21 protein-coding genes and 1 tRNA gene are annotated in these 19,224 nt (G+C 64.8%); 10 read left to right on the forward strand and 12 right to left on the reverse strand.

The features are described 5' to 3' along the window. The first annotated feature begins 41 nt into the window (after window positions 1–41). Window positions 42–1,157, forward strand: a complete 1,116-nt coding sequence (gene hisC, locus AC1Q5P_RS06370) for a histidinol-phosphate transaminase (protein ID WP_039333661.1) — start codon at window positions 42–44, stop codon at window positions 1,155–1,157. Beyond that, complete coding sequence (locus tag AC1Q5P_RS06375) at window positions 1,154–2,092, forward strand: prephenate/arogenate dehydrogenase family protein (protein WP_492518500.1); 939 nt, start codon at window positions 1,154–1,156, stop codon at window positions 2,090–2,092. The genes hisC and AC1Q5P_RS06375 overlap by 4 nt, the downstream gene beginning before the upstream one ends. 3 nt (window positions 2,093–2,095) lie before the next feature. Here AC1Q5P_RS06375 and AC1Q5P_RS06380 read toward each other — a convergent pair whose 3' ends face one another. Genes AC1Q5P_RS06380 through ftsE form a run of 6 tightly spaced genes read right to left on the reverse strand, consistent with a single transcriptional unit; the run spans window position 2,096 to window position 6,859 of the window. Continuing rightward, a complete protein-coding gene (locus AC1Q5P_RS06380; protein ID WP_062345960.1) occupies window positions 2,096–2,650 on the reverse strand; it encodes a hypothetical protein in 555 nt (184 codons plus the stop codon). 10 nt (window positions 2,651–2,660) lie between these two features. Then, window positions 2,661–3,929: an NRAMP family divalent metal transporter gene (locus AC1Q5P_RS06385; protein ID WP_492518501.1), complete on the reverse strand. Its 1,269-nt coding sequence runs from the start codon at window positions 3,927–3,929 to the stop codon at window positions 2,661–2,663. Next, window positions 3,926–4,624 carry a lysophospholipid acyltransferase family protein gene (locus tag AC1Q5P_RS06390; RefSeq protein ID WP_370584325.1) on the reverse strand — a complete coding sequence of 233 codons (699 nt, stop codon included), beginning with the start codon at window positions 4,622–4,624 and terminating at the stop codon, window positions 3,926–3,928. The genes AC1Q5P_RS06385 and AC1Q5P_RS06390 overlap by 4 nt, the downstream gene beginning before the upstream one ends. Then, window positions 4,621–5,181, reverse strand: a complete 561-nt coding sequence (locus AC1Q5P_RS06395; protein WP_369821036.1) for a YdcF family protein — start codon at window positions 5,179–5,181, stop codon at window positions 4,621–4,623. Before AC1Q5P_RS06395 ends, AC1Q5P_RS06390 begins: the two co-directional genes overlap by 4 nt. Next, complete coding sequence (locus AC1Q5P_RS06400) at window positions 5,178–6,113, reverse strand: cell division protein FtsX (protein WP_039333653.1); 936 nt, start codon at window positions 6,111–6,113, stop codon at window positions 5,178–5,180. The genes AC1Q5P_RS06395 and AC1Q5P_RS06400 overlap by 4 nt, the downstream gene beginning before the upstream one ends. After that, a complete protein-coding gene (gene ftsE, locus AC1Q5P_RS06405; RefSeq protein WP_039333651.1) occupies window positions 6,110–6,859 on the reverse strand; it encodes a cell division ATP-binding protein FtsE in 750 nt (249 codons plus the stop codon). Before ftsE ends, AC1Q5P_RS06400 begins: the two co-directional genes overlap by 4 nt. A 148-nt stretch (window positions 6,860–7,007) precedes the next feature. On the opposite strand from ftsE, the gene AC1Q5P_RS06410 reads away from it, so the two are divergent. Beyond that, window positions 7,008–7,865 (forward strand): MJ0042-type zinc finger domain-containing protein, encoded by an 858-nt coding sequence (locus tag AC1Q5P_RS06410; RefSeq protein WP_492476970.1) that lies wholly within the window; start codon window positions 7,008–7,010, stop codon window positions 7,863–7,865. Window positions 7,866–7,996: 131 nt separating this feature from the next. Further along, window positions 7,997–8,083: transfer RNA gene (locus AC1Q5P_RS06415), tRNA-Leu, on the forward strand. Window positions 8,084–8,237: 154 nt separating this feature from the next. Here AC1Q5P_RS06415 and AC1Q5P_RS06420 read toward each other — a convergent pair. Together AC1Q5P_RS06420 and AC1Q5P_RS06425 are read right to left on the reverse strand one after the other, a co-directional pair. Continuing rightward, a complete protein-coding gene (locus AC1Q5P_RS06420) occupies window positions 8,238–9,155 on the reverse strand; it encodes an SDR family oxidoreductase (RefSeq protein ID WP_492518502.1) in 918 nt (305 codons plus the stop codon). A gap of 91 nt (window positions 9,156–9,246) precedes the next feature. After that, window positions 9,247–9,867: a TetR/AcrR family transcriptional regulator gene (locus AC1Q5P_RS06425; RefSeq protein WP_039333645.1), complete on the reverse strand. Its 621-nt coding sequence runs from the start codon at window positions 9,865–9,867 to the stop codon at window positions 9,247–9,249. A 65-nt stretch (window positions 9,868–9,932) separates the two neighbouring features. Between AC1Q5P_RS06425 and AC1Q5P_RS06430 the strand changes: the two genes are divergently transcribed. Beyond that, window positions 9,933–10,955 carry a Rieske 2Fe-2S domain-containing protein gene (locus tag AC1Q5P_RS06430; RefSeq protein WP_062345993.1) on the forward strand — a complete coding sequence of 341 codons (1,023 nt, stop codon included), beginning with the start codon at window positions 9,933–9,935 and terminating at the stop codon, window positions 10,953–10,955. 35 nt (window positions 10,956–10,990) lie between these two features. Here AC1Q5P_RS06430 and AC1Q5P_RS06435 read toward each other — a convergent pair whose 3' ends face one another. Both AC1Q5P_RS06435 and AC1Q5P_RS06440 read right to left on the reverse strand, forming a co-directional pair. Then, window positions 10,991–11,419, reverse strand: a complete 429-nt coding sequence (locus AC1Q5P_RS06435) for a nuclear transport factor 2 family protein (RefSeq protein ID WP_492476971.1) — start codon at window positions 11,417–11,419, stop codon at window positions 10,991–10,993. Continuing rightward, window positions 11,419–12,621, reverse strand: coding sequence for an MFS transporter (locus AC1Q5P_RS06440; RefSeq protein ID WP_039333639.1), 1,203 nt, complete (start codon window positions 12,619–12,621; stop codon window positions 11,419–11,421). Before AC1Q5P_RS06440 ends, AC1Q5P_RS06435 begins: the two co-directional genes overlap by 1 nt. A 239-nt stretch (window positions 12,622–12,860) precedes the next feature. On the opposite strand from AC1Q5P_RS06440, the gene AC1Q5P_RS06445 reads away from it, so the two are divergent. The 5 genes from AC1Q5P_RS06445 to AC1Q5P_RS06465 are packed head-to-tail and all read left to right on the forward strand — an operon-like array spanning window position 12,861 to window position 17,353. Continuing rightward, window positions 12,861–13,976 (forward strand): FAD-dependent oxidoreductase, encoded by a 1,116-nt coding sequence (locus AC1Q5P_RS06445; protein WP_492518503.1) that lies wholly within the window; start codon window positions 12,861–12,863, stop codon window positions 13,974–13,976. Between the two features lie 27 nt (window positions 13,977–14,003). Further along, entirely contained in the window at window positions 14,004–14,918 is a 915-nt protein-coding gene (locus AC1Q5P_RS06450; RefSeq protein WP_039333635.1) for a VOC family protein, read from the forward strand. 3 nt (window positions 14,919–14,921) lie between these two features. Beyond that, entirely contained in the window at window positions 14,922–16,079 is a 1,158-nt protein-coding gene (locus tag AC1Q5P_RS06455; protein WP_039333633.1) for an alpha/beta hydrolase family protein, read from the forward strand. After that, window positions 16,080–16,538, forward strand: a complete 459-nt coding sequence (locus AC1Q5P_RS06460) for a hypothetical protein (protein WP_039333631.1) — start codon at window positions 16,080–16,082, stop codon at window positions 16,536–16,538. Window positions 16,539–16,561: 23 nt separating this feature from the next. After that, window positions 16,562–17,353, forward strand: a complete 792-nt coding sequence (locus AC1Q5P_RS06465; protein ID WP_039333629.1) for a cyclase family protein — start codon at window positions 16,562–16,564, stop codon at window positions 17,351–17,353. Between the two features lie 247 nt (window positions 17,354–17,600). Here AC1Q5P_RS06465 and AC1Q5P_RS06470 read toward each other — a convergent pair whose 3' ends face one another. Continuing rightward, window positions 17,601–17,933, reverse strand: coding sequence for a hypothetical protein (locus tag AC1Q5P_RS06470; protein ID WP_492518504.1), 333 nt, complete (start codon window positions 17,931–17,933; stop codon window positions 17,601–17,603). Beyond that, window positions 17,930–19,036: an IS5 family transposase gene (locus tag AC1Q5P_RS06475; RefSeq protein ID WP_492518505.1), complete on the reverse strand. Its 1,107-nt coding sequence runs from the start codon at window positions 19,034–19,036 to the stop codon at window positions 17,930–17,932. The genes AC1Q5P_RS06470 and AC1Q5P_RS06475 overlap by 4 nt, the downstream gene beginning before the upstream one ends. Between the last annotated feature and the right edge of the window lie 188 nt (window positions 19,037–19,224).

A 19,224-nucleotide genomic window follows, 5' to 3' on the forward strand; every position in this document is an offset into this window, starting at 1 on the left:
GCTTGCCCGGAACCCCGGCAGACCGTAAGGCGCGGGGCGTTATGGCAAACGCAACGACTCCTCCCGCTCCTCGGCCGAAAGACTGGATTCTCGGCATTCACGCCTACGTCCCCGGCAAGTCGACCGGCAAGGACGGGCAGAAGCTGACCAAGCTTTCCGCCAACGAGAATCCGCTGGGCACCAGCGCGGCTGCGCTCGAGGCGCGGGGGATGGCTGCCCATCCGGCGACCTATCCGGATCCGGACAGCACGGAACTGCGCAAGGCCATCGGCGAAGTTCACGGCATCGATCCCGCGCGGATCGTGATGGGCACCGGCTCCGACGAGCTGCTCAACCTTGCCGCGCAGGCCTATGCCGGGCCGGGCGATGAGGTGCTCTACGTGCGCTACGGCTTCTCGGTCTACGACATTGCCGCGCGGCGCTGTGGCGCAGTGCCGGTGGTGGCGCCGGATGCCGATTACGGCACGGACGTCGATGCACTGCTCGCCTGCGTGACGGACAAGACGCGGGTGGTGTTCCTTGCCAATCCCAACAATCCCACCGGCAGCTGGCTGCCGCGCGCCGAGATCGAGCGGCTCCATGCAGGGCTGCGCAGCGATGTGCTCCTGGTGCTGGACGGAGCCTATGCCGAGTATCTTGATCCGGCGGATGACGATGGCGCGCTGGAACTCGCCGCGCGGGCATCGAACGTGCTGGTGACGCACACCTTCTCGAAGATCTACGGCCTTGCCGGCGAGCGCATCGGCTGGGGCACCGGGCATGCCGACATCGTCGACATGCTCAACCGTATTCGCGGGCCGTTCAATGTCTCAAACACGGCGCAGGCGGCGGGGCTGGCGGCGGTGCAGGACCAGGCCTTTGTCATCGCCTCGCGCGAGCACAACAACGCCGAGCGGGCGCGCTTTGTCGAGAAGCTGGAAGCGCTGGGCAACCATGGCGTGCGACCGCTGCCGAGCAAGGCGAACTTCGTGCTGATCCTGTTCGAGGGCAAGGTCAGCGCCGAGGACGTCTATCTGGGCCTGATGGACCACGGCTACATCACGCGCTGGCTGCCGGGCCAAGGCCTGCCGCAGGCCTTGCGCATCACCATCGGCACGAGGGTGCAGATGGACGAGATTGCCGATGCCATCCGCGCCATGTGCGAGAGCGCGAAGTGAGCGACACGCCCTTCCGACAGGTCACGATCGTCGGGCTGGGTCTGCTCGGCGGGTCGATCGGCCATGCGATGAAGGCATTCCTGCCCGGCACGACGGTTGTCGGATGGGATGCCGATGCCGACGTGCGCGCGCAGGCGGCGGAACTTGGGCTGGCACACCGGATTGCCGAAAGCGCCGAGACGGCGGCGCAAGGTTCGGATCTGGTGATCTTCTGCGTACCCGTGGGCGCGATGGGCGCCGCGGCGCGAGCGATTGCGCCGGGACTGTCAAAGGACGCGCTCGTCAGCGATGTTGGCTCGTCAAAGGAGACGGTGGCCGCGGCTCTGGCCGAGGCTCTGCCGGGCCATCACGTGATCCCGGCGCACCCGGTGGCTGGGACCGAGCGCAGCGGGCCGGACGCGGGCTTTGCCACGCTGTTCCGCAACCGCTGGTGCATCGTCACCCCACCTGCGGACGCAGACCCGGCGCTGTCAGCGCGGCTGGTGGCGTTCTGGGAGGCGCTGGGCGCGCGGGTCGAGACGATGGACGCCGCACATCATGACAAGGTGCTGGCCGTGACCAGCCACCTGCCCCACCTGATCGCCTATACCATCGTCGGCACCGCATCTGACCTCGAGCAGGTCACGCAGAGCGAGGTGATCAAGTACTCCGCCGGCGGCTTCCGCGACTTCACCCGCATCGCCGCTTCGGACCCGACGATGTGGCGCGACGTGTTCCTTTCGAACAAGGACGCGGTTCTCGAAATGCTGCAGCGCTTCACCGAGGACCTGACCGAGTTGCAGAAGGCGATCCGCAAGGGCGATGGCGACATGCTGTTCGACCACTTCACCCGCACGCGAGCGATCCGCCGCGGCATCATCGAAATGGGCCAGGACGATGCGCGGCCCGACTTCGGGCGCAGCGATCATAATGGGGCGAAGGAGAGTGCAGGCTGATGGTCAGCGCTTCTTCTTGTTGACCTCCTCAAGCCGTGCTGCACCTTCAACCGCTTCGGCAAAAATCTCCGTCAATTGTGGCAAAACCCTCCGTGCCGCTCCCTCGTGACGGATGGGCAAATCTTCGAAGCGATTTCTAAAGCTGTAACCGTCCGGCGCGTCGAGAAACGCCATCAGGCTGCGGACTGAGCGTTCTTCGATATAACGGTAAGGAATGGCGAGCTCCTGAAGCGTTGCATCGTCGGGTGACCGCATCGCCTTGCGGTATCGCTCCGCCACTTTCAGCATAAAGACCGCCCGTTGGTTGGGCGTGGCATCGCTGTGTTGTTCGCGGAGCCAATTTGCGACGGCAGTGCGCATCTCTGGGTTCATATCTGCATCCCACGGCGCGAGTTGGGCTATCAGGGCGCGAACTGCTTCGATTTGCTCTGCTGTCGGCGGGACGGGCGGTGGCGTGTATGCCTTGAGTTCTCCCTGACCGAAGACGATGAGTGCCGGCACGGCCACAAGCAGGCGGGCTACTTGGGTTTTGCGGATTGAAGCAATCGACAAGCGCATAAGTGGAACCTCAGCCGAGCAGAAATAGCAGCGCCACGGCCCACATCGCGACGGTGGAGAGCCAGCCGCCCACGGCAAGACGGCGCGAGATGGCGAGGCGGCCCATGATGCGCGGGTTGCGGGCGATCATCATCGTCACGACCATCAGTGGCGGGGCGAGCAGGCCATTGACGACCGCTGCCCAGTAGAGGGCGCGCATCGGGTCGAGGTCGATGAGATTCAGGGCAACGCCGCCCAGCGTTGCGAGCGCGATGGCGGCGTAGAAGGCCTTGGCCTCGCGCGGGCGACGATCAAGCCCTTCGGTCCAGCGGAAGGTTTCGCTCACCGCATAGGCGGCGGATCCGGCCAGGACCGGCACGGCGAGCAGTCCGGTGCCGATGATGCCGAGCGCGAACAGCGCGAAGGCGAAATCACCGGCAATGGGGCGCAGGGCCGTGGCAGCCTGTTGCGCAGACTGGATCTCGGTCAAGCCGCTCGCATGAAGCGTCGCGGCGGTGGCCATGACGATGGACAGCGCAGTCACGTTGGAGAACCCCATGCCGGTCAGCGTATCGTTGCGGATGCGGCGCAGTTCGGGGCCAGCCTCACGCGGGGTGATGCACAGGGGCTTGGCGTGGCGACGGTGGCGTTCCTCCACTTCCTGACCCGCCTGCCAGAAGAACAGGTAAGGGCTGATCGTGGTGCCGAAGATGGCAACGAGCGCCATGGTGTGATCGCGATCAAGCACGAAGCTGGGCACGGTCAGGCCGCGCAGGGCCGCGCTCCAATCGACATCGGCGACCAGCACCACGGCGATGTAGGAGAACAGCGAGAGCGTCGTCCATTTGAGGATGCGGGCGTAGCGTTCATAGGAGACGAAAACTTCCGCCAGCACGCTCGCGACGCCGAACAGCAGCACGAACAGGTGTTCCGGCCCCGGTATCAGCAGAGCCAGCACCGCACCCATCGCGCCAAGGTCCGCGCCGAGGTTGATGACGTTGGCGACAAGCAGCAGCGCAACCATCGTGCGCAGCAGCGCGGGATGGTAGTGGCGGCGCAGGTTGTGGGCGATGCCGCGCCCCGTCGTCGCGCCGATCCGCGCGCAGATCGCCTGGATCGAGACGAGCAGGGGCAAGGCCAGGATCATCGACCAGGCCAGCGAATAACCGAACTGCGCGCCGACCTGGCTGTAAGTGCCGATACCGGAGGGATCGTCATCAGCGGCGCCGGTGATCAGGCCGGGGCCAAGCACTTCGACCAGCGAGCGCTTCTCCTCCTCGCTCGGTGCAGTTTCGCTCATGCGTTGAGCGCGTTGATCGCGGCCTCGACGCGCGCCTCGATCTCCTCGCGCTTGAGACCGGGCGGGATTTCCTCGGCAAAGCGATAGCGGATGATACCCGGCTGCTTCCACGTGCGATGATACAGCGGACCGCTGTCGACCGCGACCGGGATGACCGGCAGGCCAAGCAGCTTGTAGATCCCCGCGAAGCCTGCCTGAAGGGGGCGGCGCTGCCCATGCGGGACACGGGTGCCTTCAGGGAAGATGATCAGAGGGCGGCCCTCGGCGATCAGGCGGCGAGCCTCGGTCAGCATCGTACGCAGGGCGCGCGCGCCTGCCTCGCGCTCGACCGAGATAAGGCCGTAGTTCCGGCCGGCGAGCCCCCAACCGGGTATGCTCATCAGTTCCGCCTTGGCGAAGACCACCGGCAGGCGGAACAGCCACGGCAGGTCGATCGCCTCGAAAAAGGCTTCGTGGCGGATGGCATAGAGCACGCCGGGCTTGAACACCGGGTTTTCCAGTTCGACGCGAATGCCGAGCAGGACGCGCGCGCAGAGCCGGTGCCAGCCGCCCCAGCCGCGCACCACCGCGCGAAAGCCATCACGCCAGAGCGCCATCAGCGCCAGGGAGCCCAGCACGAAGAACACCGAGCCGCCATAGAACGCGGCGTAAAATAGCAGGCTGCGGGGAATGGATAGCAGATTGCGCAAGATCACCAACCGATCGCTTTCGCTCCGAGCCAGACGACGAGGCGCGCAACGTACTTGTTGTATTCGATGAAAAGGATGCGGAAGCTGGGCTTCGACACAACGGCATCTTCGACGATGATGAGATGGGTCGGCGCCTCGGCCGAAAGGTCGAACGCGGCGCGGCGCATGTGCCAGTCCGTCGTGACAAGACGGACGGAGCGCAGCTTGTTCTCCTTTACCCAGCGCGTGACCTCGACCGCGTTCGACCGCGTGTCGACCGCATCGTAGCCCAACACGATGCAGCACAGCATCAGGCGATCGGGCACCTTGTATTCGGCGGCGAACTCGCGCGGGCGCACTTCACGGTCCACGCCCGAGACAAGCAGCTTGCTGGCGCGACCGCGTTCCAGCACCTTGAGCGCGTGCGGGATGCGCCCTCCCCCGCCGGTGAGCGCGACGACGCCGTCGGTGCGGACCGGTTCAACCACCGGACGCGGCAGGAATACCGCAAACCAGATAAAACCCAACGCCCACGCGATCAGCAGGAGCGCAAACAGACGGCGAAAGATGCCCCGCTTGGTCACAGCATGCGCCTCAAGGCGCTCAGCACGGTCAGGCGCGCGGTGAGGACGGCGAGCAGGACGCCGGCCAGGGGAATGCAGCAGATTGCGATCCAGTCGCTCCAGGCAAGGCCACCGGCGGCCATCATGCCCGAACCAAGCGCGGCAAACTGGCGGCCGAGAAGCCCTGTCACGACCACGCCAAGCAACAGGCCGCCGATGCCGCCCGCGGCTGCGTCCACTGCCATCGAGCGCTGGAAGATGCGAGCGATCTGGCTGTCGGTGCCGCCGAGCATGTGGACGATCTCGATGGTGCTGCGGTGGTTGCCCAGCGCATTGCGCGAAGCCAGCAGCACCGTGGCGACGGTAGCAAAGGCGAGCAGCGCGATCAGGCCGCCAGCGAGCCATTGCAGCGCATGGACCGCCTCGAACACCGGAGCGAGCCAGCTGGCCTGCGCGTCGATCCGAGCCGCCGGTGCCTTGCGCCGGACGGCCTGCCCCAAGGCCTTGACCCGCGCGGGATCGGCACTTCCAGCGAGGCGGACATCGATCAGTGCGGGCACCGGCAGGGCGTTGACATCGTCGCCCGCGCTGGTGCCGAGCCAAGGCTCCACCAGCGCGTCCAGCTCCTGCTGGGGGACGAGGCGCGCTTCGGCAATGCCCGGCGTCGCCTTCAGGACAGCGAGTGCAGCCCGGGCCTGACGGTCTCGCTCACGCGGGGCGCCGTGGACGATCTGGACGGTGACGCCACCGGCGACATCGGCCCTCGCCGCCCGGGCCGTGTTGCGCAAGGCGAGGCCGCTGGCGGTGGCAACGACAGTCAGGCCGATCATGATCGCGATGACCCAGGGCATCGGGCCGGAGAGCTTGCCCTGAGGCAGCAGTCGGCTTTCCGCGCTGGTGCGTTCGCGCCAGTCGCCACCCAGGGCGCTGGTGATGGCGGGAAGTACGCTCATGCGCCGAGCACGTCCGGGCGCGGCGGAACGGCGGCGCGGCGCGGCGGATAGCGCAGGGCGCCGGTGGGATCGGACAGGCGGCCCTTGTCCAGCCGCATGATCAGCGATTCCGGAACCTTCTGGATAAGGTGCACGTCGTGGGTGGCGACGACCACGGTCGTGCCGAGGCGGTTCAATGCCTCGAACAGGCGCAGCAGCTTGACTGCCATCTCGGGATCGACGTTACCGGTCGGCTCGTCAGCCACAAGCATGTCGGGGCGTCCGATCACCGCGCGGGCAATGGCGACGCGCTGTTGTTCACCACCAGAAAGCGTAGCGGGGCGGGCATTGCTGCGATCGCCGAGGCCTACCCATTCGAGCATGTCGGAAACGGGCTTGACGATATCCCGCTCGGGCACGCCGGCCACGCGCAGGGGCAGTGCCACGTTGTCGAACGCAGACAGGTGCGGGACGAGGCGGAAGTCCTGGAACACGACGCCGAGGCGGCGACGGAAACCGGGCAGGCGTTCTCGCGGCAGGGTGATGGCATCGGTGCCGAACATGCGGATCAACCCGCGCGAAGGGCGCTGGGCAAGGTAAAGCAGCTTGAGCATGCTCGTCTTGCCCGCGCCCGATGCACCGGTGAGGAAGTAGAAGCGCCCGGAATACAACGTGAAGCTGACATCGGTCAGCACCTCCTTGCCCGTGCCGTAGCGCAGGCCGACGTTGTCGAAATGGACAATCTCCGCGTCGTCTGGCTGGCTCATGAGGTGGAGACTGTACCCGTTTGTTCTGCGCCGATCGTTACGCCCCAAGGGCTATACGCGGCAATCCATGTGGAAAAAAGGCCGGGGATGCGTTTCTTGGGTGGTGTGGCTATTGTTTCCCACGGCACGGCCATGCTTAACCCGACGAATGATCATTGCGTGCCCAGCCTGCTCGACGCGCTATGTCGTTCCCGACACCGCGATCGGCGTGGACGGCAGGACCGTGCGTTGCGCACGGTGCCGCCATTCGTGGTTCCAGAATGGGCCTGAGCTGCCCCCGCGTGGGGAAGCGTCGCTCGAACCCGCGCCGGTGGAGGCCGCACCTGTTGCAGCCGCCCCTGAGGCGGCCCCCCAAGCAAGCGCACCGCCCACACCCGATGCGCCCCCGGCGAACGCGGCTGCGGCCCAGCCTGAACCCGATTTGCCATTCGCGCGCGCTTCGCAGTCCGGTGCTGCCCCGGACGAGGCCGAGCCGCCGACGCCTCCGCCACTGCCCCACCCGGCGCGGCGCAAGTTCGCCCCGGTGGAGGAAGCGGTCGATCAATCACCCTTCGAGCACCAGCCCCCGTTCCGTCCGCGGCGCAATCCCACCAAGCTGTGGACGATGGCTGCCGTGGCGTTCGCGGTCACGATCGCGGCACTGGGCGGGGCGGCATGGTATTTTGGCGTGCCGCAGTGGATCCCCGGCGTGAACCAGACATTCGGCGCTGGCCCTGCCGATCTCGTGCGCTCTTTCCCGCCGGAAAAGCAGGATCGCCGCCAGCTGCCCAACGGCACCGAATACTTCGGCCTGAGCGGAACTGTCACCAATACCGGCAAGGAAGTGCGCGCCCTGCCGGAAATCCTGATCGTGCTGCGCGATTCGAACGACAAGGTGGTGAAGACCTGGCCGGTGCCGCCGCCGCAGGCCGAACTTGCGCCAGGCGAAAGCGTGACCATCAACGCTGCGGTCACCGACGTGCCGAAGTCGGCAAAGGTCGCGGAAATCGGCTGGAAGCCTGACTGACCCGCAGCTGTTTCGAGGCGCGCGTGAAAAATTGCGCGAAGCTTGTTGCGCAGGCCAAACTCCTTTGCTAGGGGCGCGCTCCTACCCCACCACGGGGCGCCGATCACGGATCGGACACCCCGTATGATTTTGCGGTCGTGGCGGAATTGGTAGACGCGCAACGTTGAGGTCGTTGTGGGCGAAAGCCCGTGGAAGTTCGAGTCTTCTCGACCGCACCATCACTCTCCGAACAGTGTGATCCTTGCCTTCGGGCAACCTATTTTCGCTTCAGGCGGAAACCTCTTCCTGCGAACTGCGTTCGGCAGGCAGGATGAGACGCATGACCCTTGGCGGGGCACAGGCCACAGCGGCCCGTGCCCCGCTTTTCTGTGATCAGGTAAGGTCTGCAAGGCCGATGGCCTGCCCTTCGGCTGCTGCCTTGTTGGCGGCCCGGCGCAGGCGCTCGATATGGAGGCGGCCTTCGGGGACAGGCTCCTTGGGCAGGGCTTCGAGCGAGGTGCGGTAGATCTCCTCGAAGTCCTCGGCGAATTCGCCGTGGGTGAGGATCAGGCCGCGGTTCTCGATCATGCCCTGCAGGGTCTTCTGCCCGACCTCAAGCGGGTCCATGCCGAGTTCGAAGGCAGTGCCGAACTGTTCGAGCTCGGCCGGGTCGGCCGGTGCAAAGCCGGAGTCGGCAAAGCCTTCGGGCCGCTTCAGCGCACTGGTCCAGGCGTTGGTGCGGGTGAGGCCGGGGCACATCAGCGAAACGCCGATGCCATGCGGGGCGAGGTTGTAGCGCAAGGATTCGGTAAGCCCGCGCACCGCAAACTTGCTGGCAGTGTAGATGCCTGCCTGAGGGCCGGAGAGATAGGCCGCCATCGAGGCCACATTGACCACGTGCCCGCCCTCGCCATGGGCCTTCATGCCCGGCAGGAAGGACACGAGACCGTTGACGACCCCGCCGAAGTTGACGCCCATGATCCAGTCGTAATCGGCATAGGTCGCCTCGTCGGTCGGGCCAAACACGCTGACGCCCGCATTGTTGACGAGGACGTGGACCTTGCCCACCTCGGCAGCGATCGCGGCAAAACGGTCGCGGTCGGTGACGTCGAGCCGGACGTAGCGCGCCGCCGGGAGGTTGTTGTCGGCGAGCCAGCGGGCCGCATCCTCGCGGTCCTGCTCCTTGCGGTAGGTGAGAACGAGGTCCATCCCGGCCATAGCGAAGGCGCGGGCTATGCCGAAGCCGATGCCGTTGACGCCGCCGGTGATGAAGGCGGTCTTCCCCTGAAATTCGCTTGTCGTGCCAGTCATGTGTCGTTCCTCTTCCGTTTGCAAGGCTAACAATCGTGAGGATTGTCGGCAACTGTGCGAAGTGAAACGGCCGCAGTGAACGGGCGGCAGTTCAGGCGGGCTTGCGCAGGCCATGGAGGAAGATGCGGACGCAGGTGCTCGCGTGGTCGGCGAGCGATGCGTCATCGAAGCTGGCCTCGACACGGTAGAGCTTGCGGCTGACCATGCCGGCAAGGGTAAGGTCGAAGAAGGCGAGCGCTGCGCGTTCCGGATCGTCACAGGCCAGCAGGCCACGCTCGGTCCAGGCGGCGAGTTGCGCGGCGAGCAGATCGTTGAGCGGCGTGACCGCGTGCTGGCGGTAGGTTGCGCCCACTTCGGGAAACAGATGGCCCTCGGCAATGGCCATGCGACCAACGAAGATGCTTTCGTCGGTGAGAATCCACGTCAGCGCACGCAGGGCGAAGCACTCCAGCCACCCCTGCGGTTCGGCATCACTGACGTCCGCCATGTCCACCACATCGCGCCAGCGTTCGGCAATCCGCGCGACGACCCCTTCGAACAGCGCGCGCTTGGTTTCGAAATGACGGAACATGGTGGGCTTGGAACCGCCGAAGCGCTCGAGGATGCGGTTCGTGCTGGCGCCGGCAAAGCCCTCAGCCATGAACTCGGCCTGCGCGGCATCGAGGATGCGGGCGCGCACCACTTCCGGATTGCGACTGACCGGGCTTCTCATCGCGACTGCCCGTGATATAAAGAAACCAACTGGTGTATTTGATTCGACATCTGGGGAGAATGACCGTGAGCGCCTTCATTCGCAATGGCTGGTATATGGCCTGTTGGTCGCACGAAGTGCCCGAGGGCGGCTTTCTCGCCCGCCGCCTGCTCGACAGGCCATGGGTGATCTGGCGCAAGTCGGATGGCGAGATGGTGATGATGGCGGATCGCTGCCCCCACCGCTTCGTGCCCCTGAGCCGCGGCGGGCGCGATGGCGACATGATGCGCTGCGGCTATCATGGCCTCGCCTTCGACGGTGCAGGCAACTGTGCGCACAACCCGTTCAGCGGCCAACCGCTCGACATTGCCAAGGTCGAGGTGCTGCCGGTGGTGGAGAAATACACCGGGGTGTGGTTCTGGCCGGGCGATGCCGACAAGGCAGACCCCGCGCTGATCCCCGACTACAGCTTCATCGACCACGACAGGCCACTGCATCGCGGCACGATCAAGATGGACGCGAGCTACGAACTGGTCACCGACAACCTGATGGATCTGAGCCACGCCGAATTCATCCACCGCGAAAGCTTCGGCACGAACGGTGCCCTTCTGGCCTGCGGCGAGCACGAGGTGATTCAGGAAGACGATGGGGCCATCTGGAACAACTGGACGATGCCCGACTCCGATCCGCCGGCCTGGGCTGTGCCCATGCTTCCGGAAGGCGCGAAGACCGACCAGTGGCTGCACATGCGCTGGAATGCGCCGTCGAACCTGGCCCTGTACATTGGCCTTGCCCGGGCAGGCACGGACCGCAAGGACATGGTCGTGCCGCTGATGGGCGATCCGCATATCCTGACGCCCGAGACGGCAACGTCGACGCACTACTTCTATACGCACGAGCCGACCCCCGAAGCGCATGCTCTGCTCGAGAAGGCCTTTCTTGAGGAAGACCATCCGACGCTGCACGCGCAGCAGGAAGCGATGGGCGATGCGGACTTCTGGGATCTGCGCCCGGTGATCCTGCCATCGGATGCAGGCGCGATCAGGGTACGACGGCGGATGATGCAACTGCGCCGCGCCGAAGCAGGGGAGCCTGTGGCCGCGCAATAGCCGGCCACGGCCAGCGCGCACTCAGAACATTGCCCTCAGAACATCGGGTGCGCGTTGGCCGACTTTTCCGGGATCGGCTGGATCACGTCCCAGTGCTCGACGATCTTGCCGTCCTTGAGGCGGTAGAAATCCGCCACGGCGGCACCGCGCGCCGCAGGATCGGGCCTTGCGAAGATGTGGATCGCGGCAAGGTCCCCGTCGACGAGGATCTTGCGGACCTCGAAGCTGCGGTTGCGGTCGGAAAACATCGGCTGCAGCAGCGCGATCGCAGCCTCTCGCCCATCCGGCACGCCCGGGTTATGCTGGATGTAGTCGGGCGCGACGTAGGTCTCGAAGGCCTGGCGCACGTCGCGCTCGACGTAGAACAGCCGCGCGAAGTCCTCGATGATGCGGCGGTTGTCAGCCGCTGCCGGGCCATTGCCCAGCAGGGCGACGGTCGCGATGGCCAGGAGGACGCGGCGCATCAGGCCAGCGCCGGTTCGGCCTGGCGCGGGGTAACGATGAACCACGTCACCACCGCAATCACGATGCCAAGGCCACCCGCGATCAGGAACGCGCCCTGCATCGAGCCGCTGGACGTGCGGGCAACGCTGACCAGCAAGGGCGAAATAAACTGGCCGAGGAAGAACGCAGAGGTCCACACACCCATGCCGCGCCCGCGGTGTTCGAAGGGCAGGTAGCCTTGCGCCCAGGCGATCAGCGTCGGCACCGCCATGCCAGCGCCGGTCTGCTGCAGGGCCATGCCGGCAACCATGCCCTTCCAGTCGCTCGCAGAACCGATCACGGCAAGTCCTGAGCCGAGCAGCAGGAGGAAAATGGTCAACTGGGTGCGCGCACCGAGGCGCCCGGTGGTCCAGAAGATCAGCGCGCCGACGATCACGAACATGCTCGGGATCGTGGTCAGGCGGCCGATTTCCTTGGGATCGGATACGCCAAGCTCCTGCCAGACGATGCCGCCATTGATGATGAAGACATAATAGAGTGCGCCGCCGAACAGGGTGACGAGACCGAACAGGAGCACACCCTTCCACGGGAACGGAGTGCTTGCTTCGGCACCGATGCCCAGCATCTTGCGGGCGGTGTCGTCGTTTTCAGGCTCATAAATGAAAGCGAGCATCGCGAAGAAGCAAAGGAAGCCGACTCCATAGATCGCAAAGACCGCGTTCCAGCTCATCGAAGCGAGATAGCCCGACGTGAAGATGACGGCGCTGCCGAAGAACGGGCCGACGATACCCTGCATCGAAAGCCAGCGATAGCGCCCCTTTTCGTCCCAGTAATCTCCGATCAGAGTGTTTACCGTGGTGAGGATCGCCGCTTCTGCGACACCCAGCAGCAAGCGCGATGCGTAGATGTGGTCGAGATTGTCGAGCAGCATCGGTGCCATGCCGACGAAACCATAGAGTCCCGTGGACCACAGCAGCAGGCGGCGGCGACCGAACTTGTCGACGAGCAGGCCCGCGAACAGGGCAAGGATCGCGACGGTCAGACCGGGTGCCGAGACCATGGCCGGCACCTTGGTCGGCGCTGTGGGATCGCTCGCGAAATGCGCGATCATCGCGGGCACCGCCGGGAACATCGACACGATCGCGACGATGGGCAGGAAGCCGGTCAGGACTATGGTGAGGCCTTGCGGAATGCCCGGTTGGCGCCTGGCGGAACTGGTCATCTGATCTCCCTGTGGCCGATTGCCGCCACATTCTAGAACCGTTATTCTCAAACGGTATCCACGCGCCTTTTGCGCAAGTCAAGCTAATGGACTTGATGCCAAACCATCAATTTCAGAGATGCCATGGCATAAAAATTACTTGCTTGGTGTATTGGTCCGCGCATTCTAAATCCTGCGCAATCCCAATCAAGCAGACGAGAGGGGCCGGCATTCCGAACTGACGGATCCGGTCAGAGGCCATGGAAAATCTGGATATTCTAATCATCGGCGCTGGCATCGGCGGACTTTCGGCGGCCATCGCGCTGGCTCGCAAAGGGCACACCGTAACAGCCGTGGAAAAGGACCCGAACTGGTCGGTCTATGGCGTAGGCATCATCCAGCAGTCGAACGTCCTCAGGGCGATGGACCAGCTCGGCGTGCTCGACAGGTTCATGGATGCGGCCTGCGGTTTCGACGCCGTCGAGATCTTCCTGCCCGATGGCACCAAGGTCGCCCGCGTGCCGAGCCCCCGCCTGGTCGAAGGTCGCCCCGCCAACGTCGGCATCGGCCGCCGCGCCTTGCAGAAGGTGCTTGGCGACAGCGCCAAGGAACTGGGCGCCGAGATTCGCCTCGGCATCACGGCCGATGAGATTGTCGATGATGGCGAGAAGGTGGCCGTGACCTTCTCGGACGGCTCGTCGGGCATCTACGACGCCGTGATCGGCGCCGATGGTGTCTATTCACAAACACGCGCCGCCATCCTGCCCGAGGCAGAGAAGCCGGTATTCACCGGCCAGGCGGTGTGGCGTTACAACTTCCCGCGCCCCGAGGGACTCGATGCCTTGCAGGTCTACAATGGCCCGACCGGCGTGGGCCTCGTGCCGATGAGCGCGGACGTGATGTACATGTATGTCACCACGCCCGAGCCGGGCAATCCGTGGTATCCGAAGGAAGGCATTGCCGCCGCGATGCGCGCCAAGCTGGCCAATTGCTCGCCTGCAATCCGTGAACTGGGCGAGCAGATCACCGACGATGAGGGCGTGGTCTACCGCCCGCTCGAAGGCATGCTGGTGCGTGGCGACTGGAGCAAGGGCCGCGTCGGCCTGCTGGGGGATGCCGTCCACGCCACCACGCCGCATCTCGGCCAGGGCGCAGGCATGGCCATCGAGGACGCCATCGTCGTCGCCGAGGAACTGGAGCGTCACGACACCGTCGAAGCCGCGCTCAAGGCCTATCGCGACCGCCGCTTCGAGCGCTGCCGCTACATCGTCGAGAGCAGCCTTGCGATCTGCCACGGCCAGCTGGGCGTGGGGCCCGCGGTCGACAACCACAAAGCGACCGCAGAGATGTTCGAAGTCGTCTCGCAGCCGATCTGATTCACCCGCATTTCAAGGAAGATCCCAATGAGCCGCGTTACCGAAATCCGCTATGTCGGGTATGGCGTGAAGGAATTCGACGCCGAGAAGACCTATTACACCGAGGTCTGGGGCCTCGAGCCGGTGGGCGAGGACCCGAACCATGCCTGGTTCAAGGCGCAGGGGCATGACGAGCACCACGTGGTGCAGCTGCGCCGCGCGGACGAGAACCGCGTCGACGTGATTGCACTTGCGGCTGACAGCCGTGCCGACGTCGACGCGCTGCGCACGAAGGTTGCCGATGCCGGATGCCAGATCGTCAGCGAGCCTGCCGACCTGACCTCGCCCGGCGGCGGCTACGGCTTCCGCTTCTTCTCGCCCGATGGCCTGATGTTCGAAGTTTCGAGCGACGTTGCCCGTGGCGCCAAGCGCGAGCTGGCGCGCTGGGAAGGCGTGCCGGTCAAGATCAGCCACATCGTGCTGCATTCGCCGAACCATCAGGAAGCGGTGAAGTTCTTCTGCGACGTGCTCGGCTTCAAGGTCTCGGATTGGCTCGGCGATTTCATGTGCTTCCTGCGCTGCAATTCGGCGCACCACCGCATCGCCATCCTGCCGGGGCCGGCCTGCCTCAACCACGTCGCCTACGACATGCTCTCGGTCGACGATATGATGCGCGGCGCGCATCGCCTGAAGATCAAGGGTATCGACATCAGCTGGGGTCCGGGCCGCCACACTGCCGGCAACAACACCTTCAGCTATTTCGTGACCCCGGGTGGCTTCGTCACGGAGTACACATCGGATCTTGAAGAGGTGGACTTCGAAGCGCACCAGCACAAGGTCCACGTGCCCGCACCGATGGTCATGGACCAGTGGGGCATCGGCGTCGGCGGTCCGCAGACGATGCCGCATCCGCACGTCAACCCGGGCCTGTTCAAGACCCCCGAACTCGTCGGCGAGGCTTGATCGATGGCACTTTACGAACCGTTCCCGAACTACATCTGGAACCTCTCCGTCTCGATCGCGATGGAGAGCGGCGGCCAGATCGGCGAAATCGTCGACATGTGCCAGCCGATCATCGATGCCGCGGCCAATGGCGGCGATGCCGGCACGCCGCAGTTCATGAAGCAGTGGGCCGCCTATGGCGACAAGCTGATCGAACTTGCTGCAGAGGACGAAGCCAAGGGCCGCGCGTTTTCGGCATCCAACAAGCTGGAGCGCGCGTCGCTCTACCTGCTGGTGGCCGAACGCATGCAGGGCCACGGCGCGCCGGGCCGCAAGGAAACTTACGCCAAGGCGCTGGACGCCTTTGCGAAATCGACAGCGCTGGGCAAGATCAATCGCGAGCGCGTCGAAATTCCGCTGGCAAAAGGCACGATGCCCGCACTCTACACCCGCGCCGAAGGGCCGGGGCCGCATCCGGTGGTGGTATATTGCAACGGCCTCGATAGCTGCAAGGAGCTGCTTTACTGGAGCCGCCTCCCCGAAGCCCTGGCCCGCCGGGGCGTCTCCACGCTGTGCGTCGACCAGCCGGGAACGGGCGAGGCACTGCGCCTGCAGGGCCTCCCGGTCGATCCGCATTCGGAGAACTGGGCGAGCAAGGCGGTGGACTGGCTGGAGAGCCAGGCAGACGTCGATCCCAAGCGGATCGGCATGACCGGGATCTCGCTCGGTGGCCACTTTGCGCCGCGCGCAGTCGCCTACGAGCCGCGCTTTGCTTCGGGCGCGGTATGGGGTGCCAACCACAATTGGCGCGAAGTGCAGGACAAGCGCATGAAGCGCGAGGGTGAAAACCCGGTCCCGCACTACTGGGCGCACGTGATGTGGGCGTTCGGCGCAGAGACGATGGAAGAGTTCCTCGAGAAGTCGACCGACATGAACCTGAACGGGCACATGGGATCCATCAAGGTGCCTTTCCTGGTGACCCACGGCGCGCAGGATCGCCAGATCAGCGTGTCGTACGCGGACGACCTTTATGATCAGCTCGTCAATTCGCCCCGCCGCGAGAAGGTGATCTTCACTGCCCGCGAAGGCGGTGTCGAACACGTCGGCGCGGACAACATGTCCTACGGGCGCGACCTGATCGCCGACTGGTTCGCCGAGACGCTGGGTGGTACGACTGCCTGAATGGAGCCTGCCGCCTACATCCGCCGCGAGACTGCGGTCAGCATCGCCGTAAATGTCGCCTTGAGCGCGGCATTCTTCATTGCGGTGTTCGGCACAGGTAGGGACGTACCGGTGTGGAGCGTGGGCGGCTATGTCTTCGACTTTGCCCCTCAGGGGTTCATGATCGGCCTGATGGCCACGCTGGTGCCAGGCTTGCTGGCACGCAAGGCCCGGGCGGCGGGCAAGGTGCGGACTCTGGACAGTGAATCGCGCCTGCCCGCAGCGGTCCTGCCACGCGCAATCCTGTGCGGCTTGGCTGGTGCCGCATCGGGCGTGGCAGGCGCAGCCGCCGTGCTGATCTTGGCGGGGACAACGCAGCTCGGATGGCTGCCTGCCCTGCTTGCAAAACTCGCGTTCGGCGCGGCACTGGCCCTTGTGGTCACCCCTGCGGGCCTCCGGACCGAACTGACAAGGCGCTGAGCAAGCGCAAGGGAGAAATTGCCATGAGCCGCCGTTTCGTCGATCTCTCGATCTATCTCGAGAATGATGTCATCACCGATCCGCCGTTCCTGCGCCCCAAGATCGAGTATCAGAAGCATGGCGAGACGATGCCCGAACTGGGCTTCTTCTTTCCCGGCGTGACGCCGGAGCAGACGCCGGACGGCGCGGGCTTCGCAGCGGTCGAGAACGTGACGCTGACCACGCACAACGGCACGCACCTCGATGCGCCGTGGCACTTCCACCCGACGATGGACGGCAAGGACGGCAACCCCGTGCCCTCGATGACCATCGACGAAGTTCCACTGGAATGGTGCTTCCAGCCGGGTGTGAAGCTCGACTTCCGTCACTTTCCCGATGGCTACGTCGTGACCGCACAGGACGTGGAAGACGAGCTCAAGCGCATCGGGCACGAGCTCAAGCCGCTTGAGATCGTGATGGTCAACACCGCAGCCGGCAAGGCCGTGGGCGATCCGAACTACGTCAGCATCGGCTGCGGCATGGGCTACGAAGCGACGATGTACCTGACCTCGCGAGGCGTGCGCGTGACCGGCACCGACGCCTGGAGCTGGGACGCGCCCTTTGTCCACACGGCAGAGAAGGTCAAGGAAACCGGCGATACCTCGCTGATCTGGGAAGGCCACAAGGCCGGGCGAGACATCGGCTACTGCCACCTCGAGAAGCTGCACAATCTTGAGGTGCTGCCGCCCGACGGCTTCATGGTCAGCTGCTTCCCCCACAAGATCAGGGGCGCTTCGGCAGGCTGGGTCCGCGCCGTGGCGATCTTTGAGGAATAAACTCCACTTATTCAGTTGACATTAATCTCAAGCGCATTAGTAGAGTTCTTGTCGCGCAATTCTGCCGCGATTCGAAAAGGCCCAAGGCGACCTCGCTCGGGTTCGTGTTCCCACGAGCAAGGACTCTACCAATGACGATTCAACTGAGCCCCACCCGTATCCGGCCAACGCGCGGCATCCCGGCCGAAGCTTTCGCGATCGGCGTCCTGGTCCTCACCGCAGCGGCAAACGCGCTGCATCTGGTGATCTAGCAGGCTGTTGAAGAAGTCTCCCTGCGAGCGATGAAGGCCCATTCATCGCCGTTGTGGTAGCAGATTTCGCCATGGAGAGAGCCGTCGGGCTGAAGTTCGGCGGAACCGTCTCCGCTGACCTCGTCCATTTCGTCGTTACCGTTCCACGAAAAGTCGATGCTGGTCGCTTCGGTGCCGCTCGCCTGCCAGATATGGCCGGTGCTGCAGCCAAAGGCGAACTCGCCCGAGCCTTCATCCTCGAACAAGATGTAGGCCGGCTCGACCATGTCGGGATAGTCGGCCTCGAAGTCGGGCATCTCGGTGATGCGCCATTTGCCGCCGAGGCTCACGCCAAGGCTCCGAGGAGCTTTGGCAGGCGGATGAGATTATAGGCGGCCAAGGCGAGGGTGAAAACCGTATCGACCTTGGCCTGTCCTCGCAGCTTGATCCTGGCGAGACTGCCCGAGCCCTTGCCCCATCCGAACACCTCCTCGATGCGTTTGCGGACGCATTGGCTGATCGCATAGCCGGGGTGACGGGTGGTGCGCCTATCCATGGCGGTCGCGCGTGTCTTGCCGGTCTTGGTGAGATGCCCGTTGATGGCGATGTGCGGAGTGACCGAACGTTCTCGCAAATCCTCGACGAACTGCCGCACGTCATAGGCCTTGTCGGCGCCGAGCGTGATGCGGCGGCGACGCTTCTGGCGATCCAGCATCGCCAGCGCAGCCTCACGCTCGGCGGTGCCGCTCGCTTGGGTGACACCGCCGTCCACCGCCAGGCCGTTGCGGTTCTCCATCAGGACATGGCCGATATAGCAAAGCCGGGCCGGCTGGCCGTCGCCCTTCTTGTACAGCCGCGCCTCGGGATCAGTCGTGCTGGCATGCGTCTCGTTGGAGCGCTTCTCCTTGTGGAAATTGCGCTCGGCGTTGCGCCCCGGCCCCTGAGGGTCGTCGTCGCTCCCGTCCTTGCGGCGAAAGCTCTTGATCGACGCCCATGCCTCGATCAGCGTCCCGTCCACCGAGAAATGGTCGCTCGAGATCAGCCGCTTCACCTTGGGCTGCGCCAGAATGGCGCGCAGGAACTTCGCTGCGATCTCTCCGGACAGCAGCCGCTCCCGGTTGGTGGTGAAGCTCGAATGGTCCCATACCATCTCGTCGATGCCCAGACCGACAAACCAGCGGAACAGAAGGTCGAACTCGATCCGCTCCATCAACTGACGCTCCGAGCGGATGCCGTAGAACGCCTGCAACAGCATCGCCCGCAACAGCCGTTCCGGCGGGATTGATGGCCGCCCGAGGCGAGGCGGATAGAGCAACGCGAAGTCCTTATTCAATGCTGACAGCGCCGCGTTGGCTAACTCCCGGATCTGTCGCAGCGGATGACCCGGACGTATCCGCGCCTCCACATCGACATAGGAAAACAGGCTTCCACTGCTCTCGTCCGAACCGCGCATCGACCACCTCCCGAACCCGGAAAGTGAATCACGACAAGCCCGCCAACGCCAGCTACTTCTTCAACAGCCTGCTAGAGCACTTTCCGACCAATCGGGCTTACCGTGATTGTCGCAGGGCGCTTCTCGGCAAGGAGCCTTGTGCAGGGCGCGCTGGTGGCCCGTCCAAACAAAGCGACGCTGTCCGAGGG

This window comes from Novosphingobium sp. GW835-FHT14H07, from assembly GCF_058793515.1.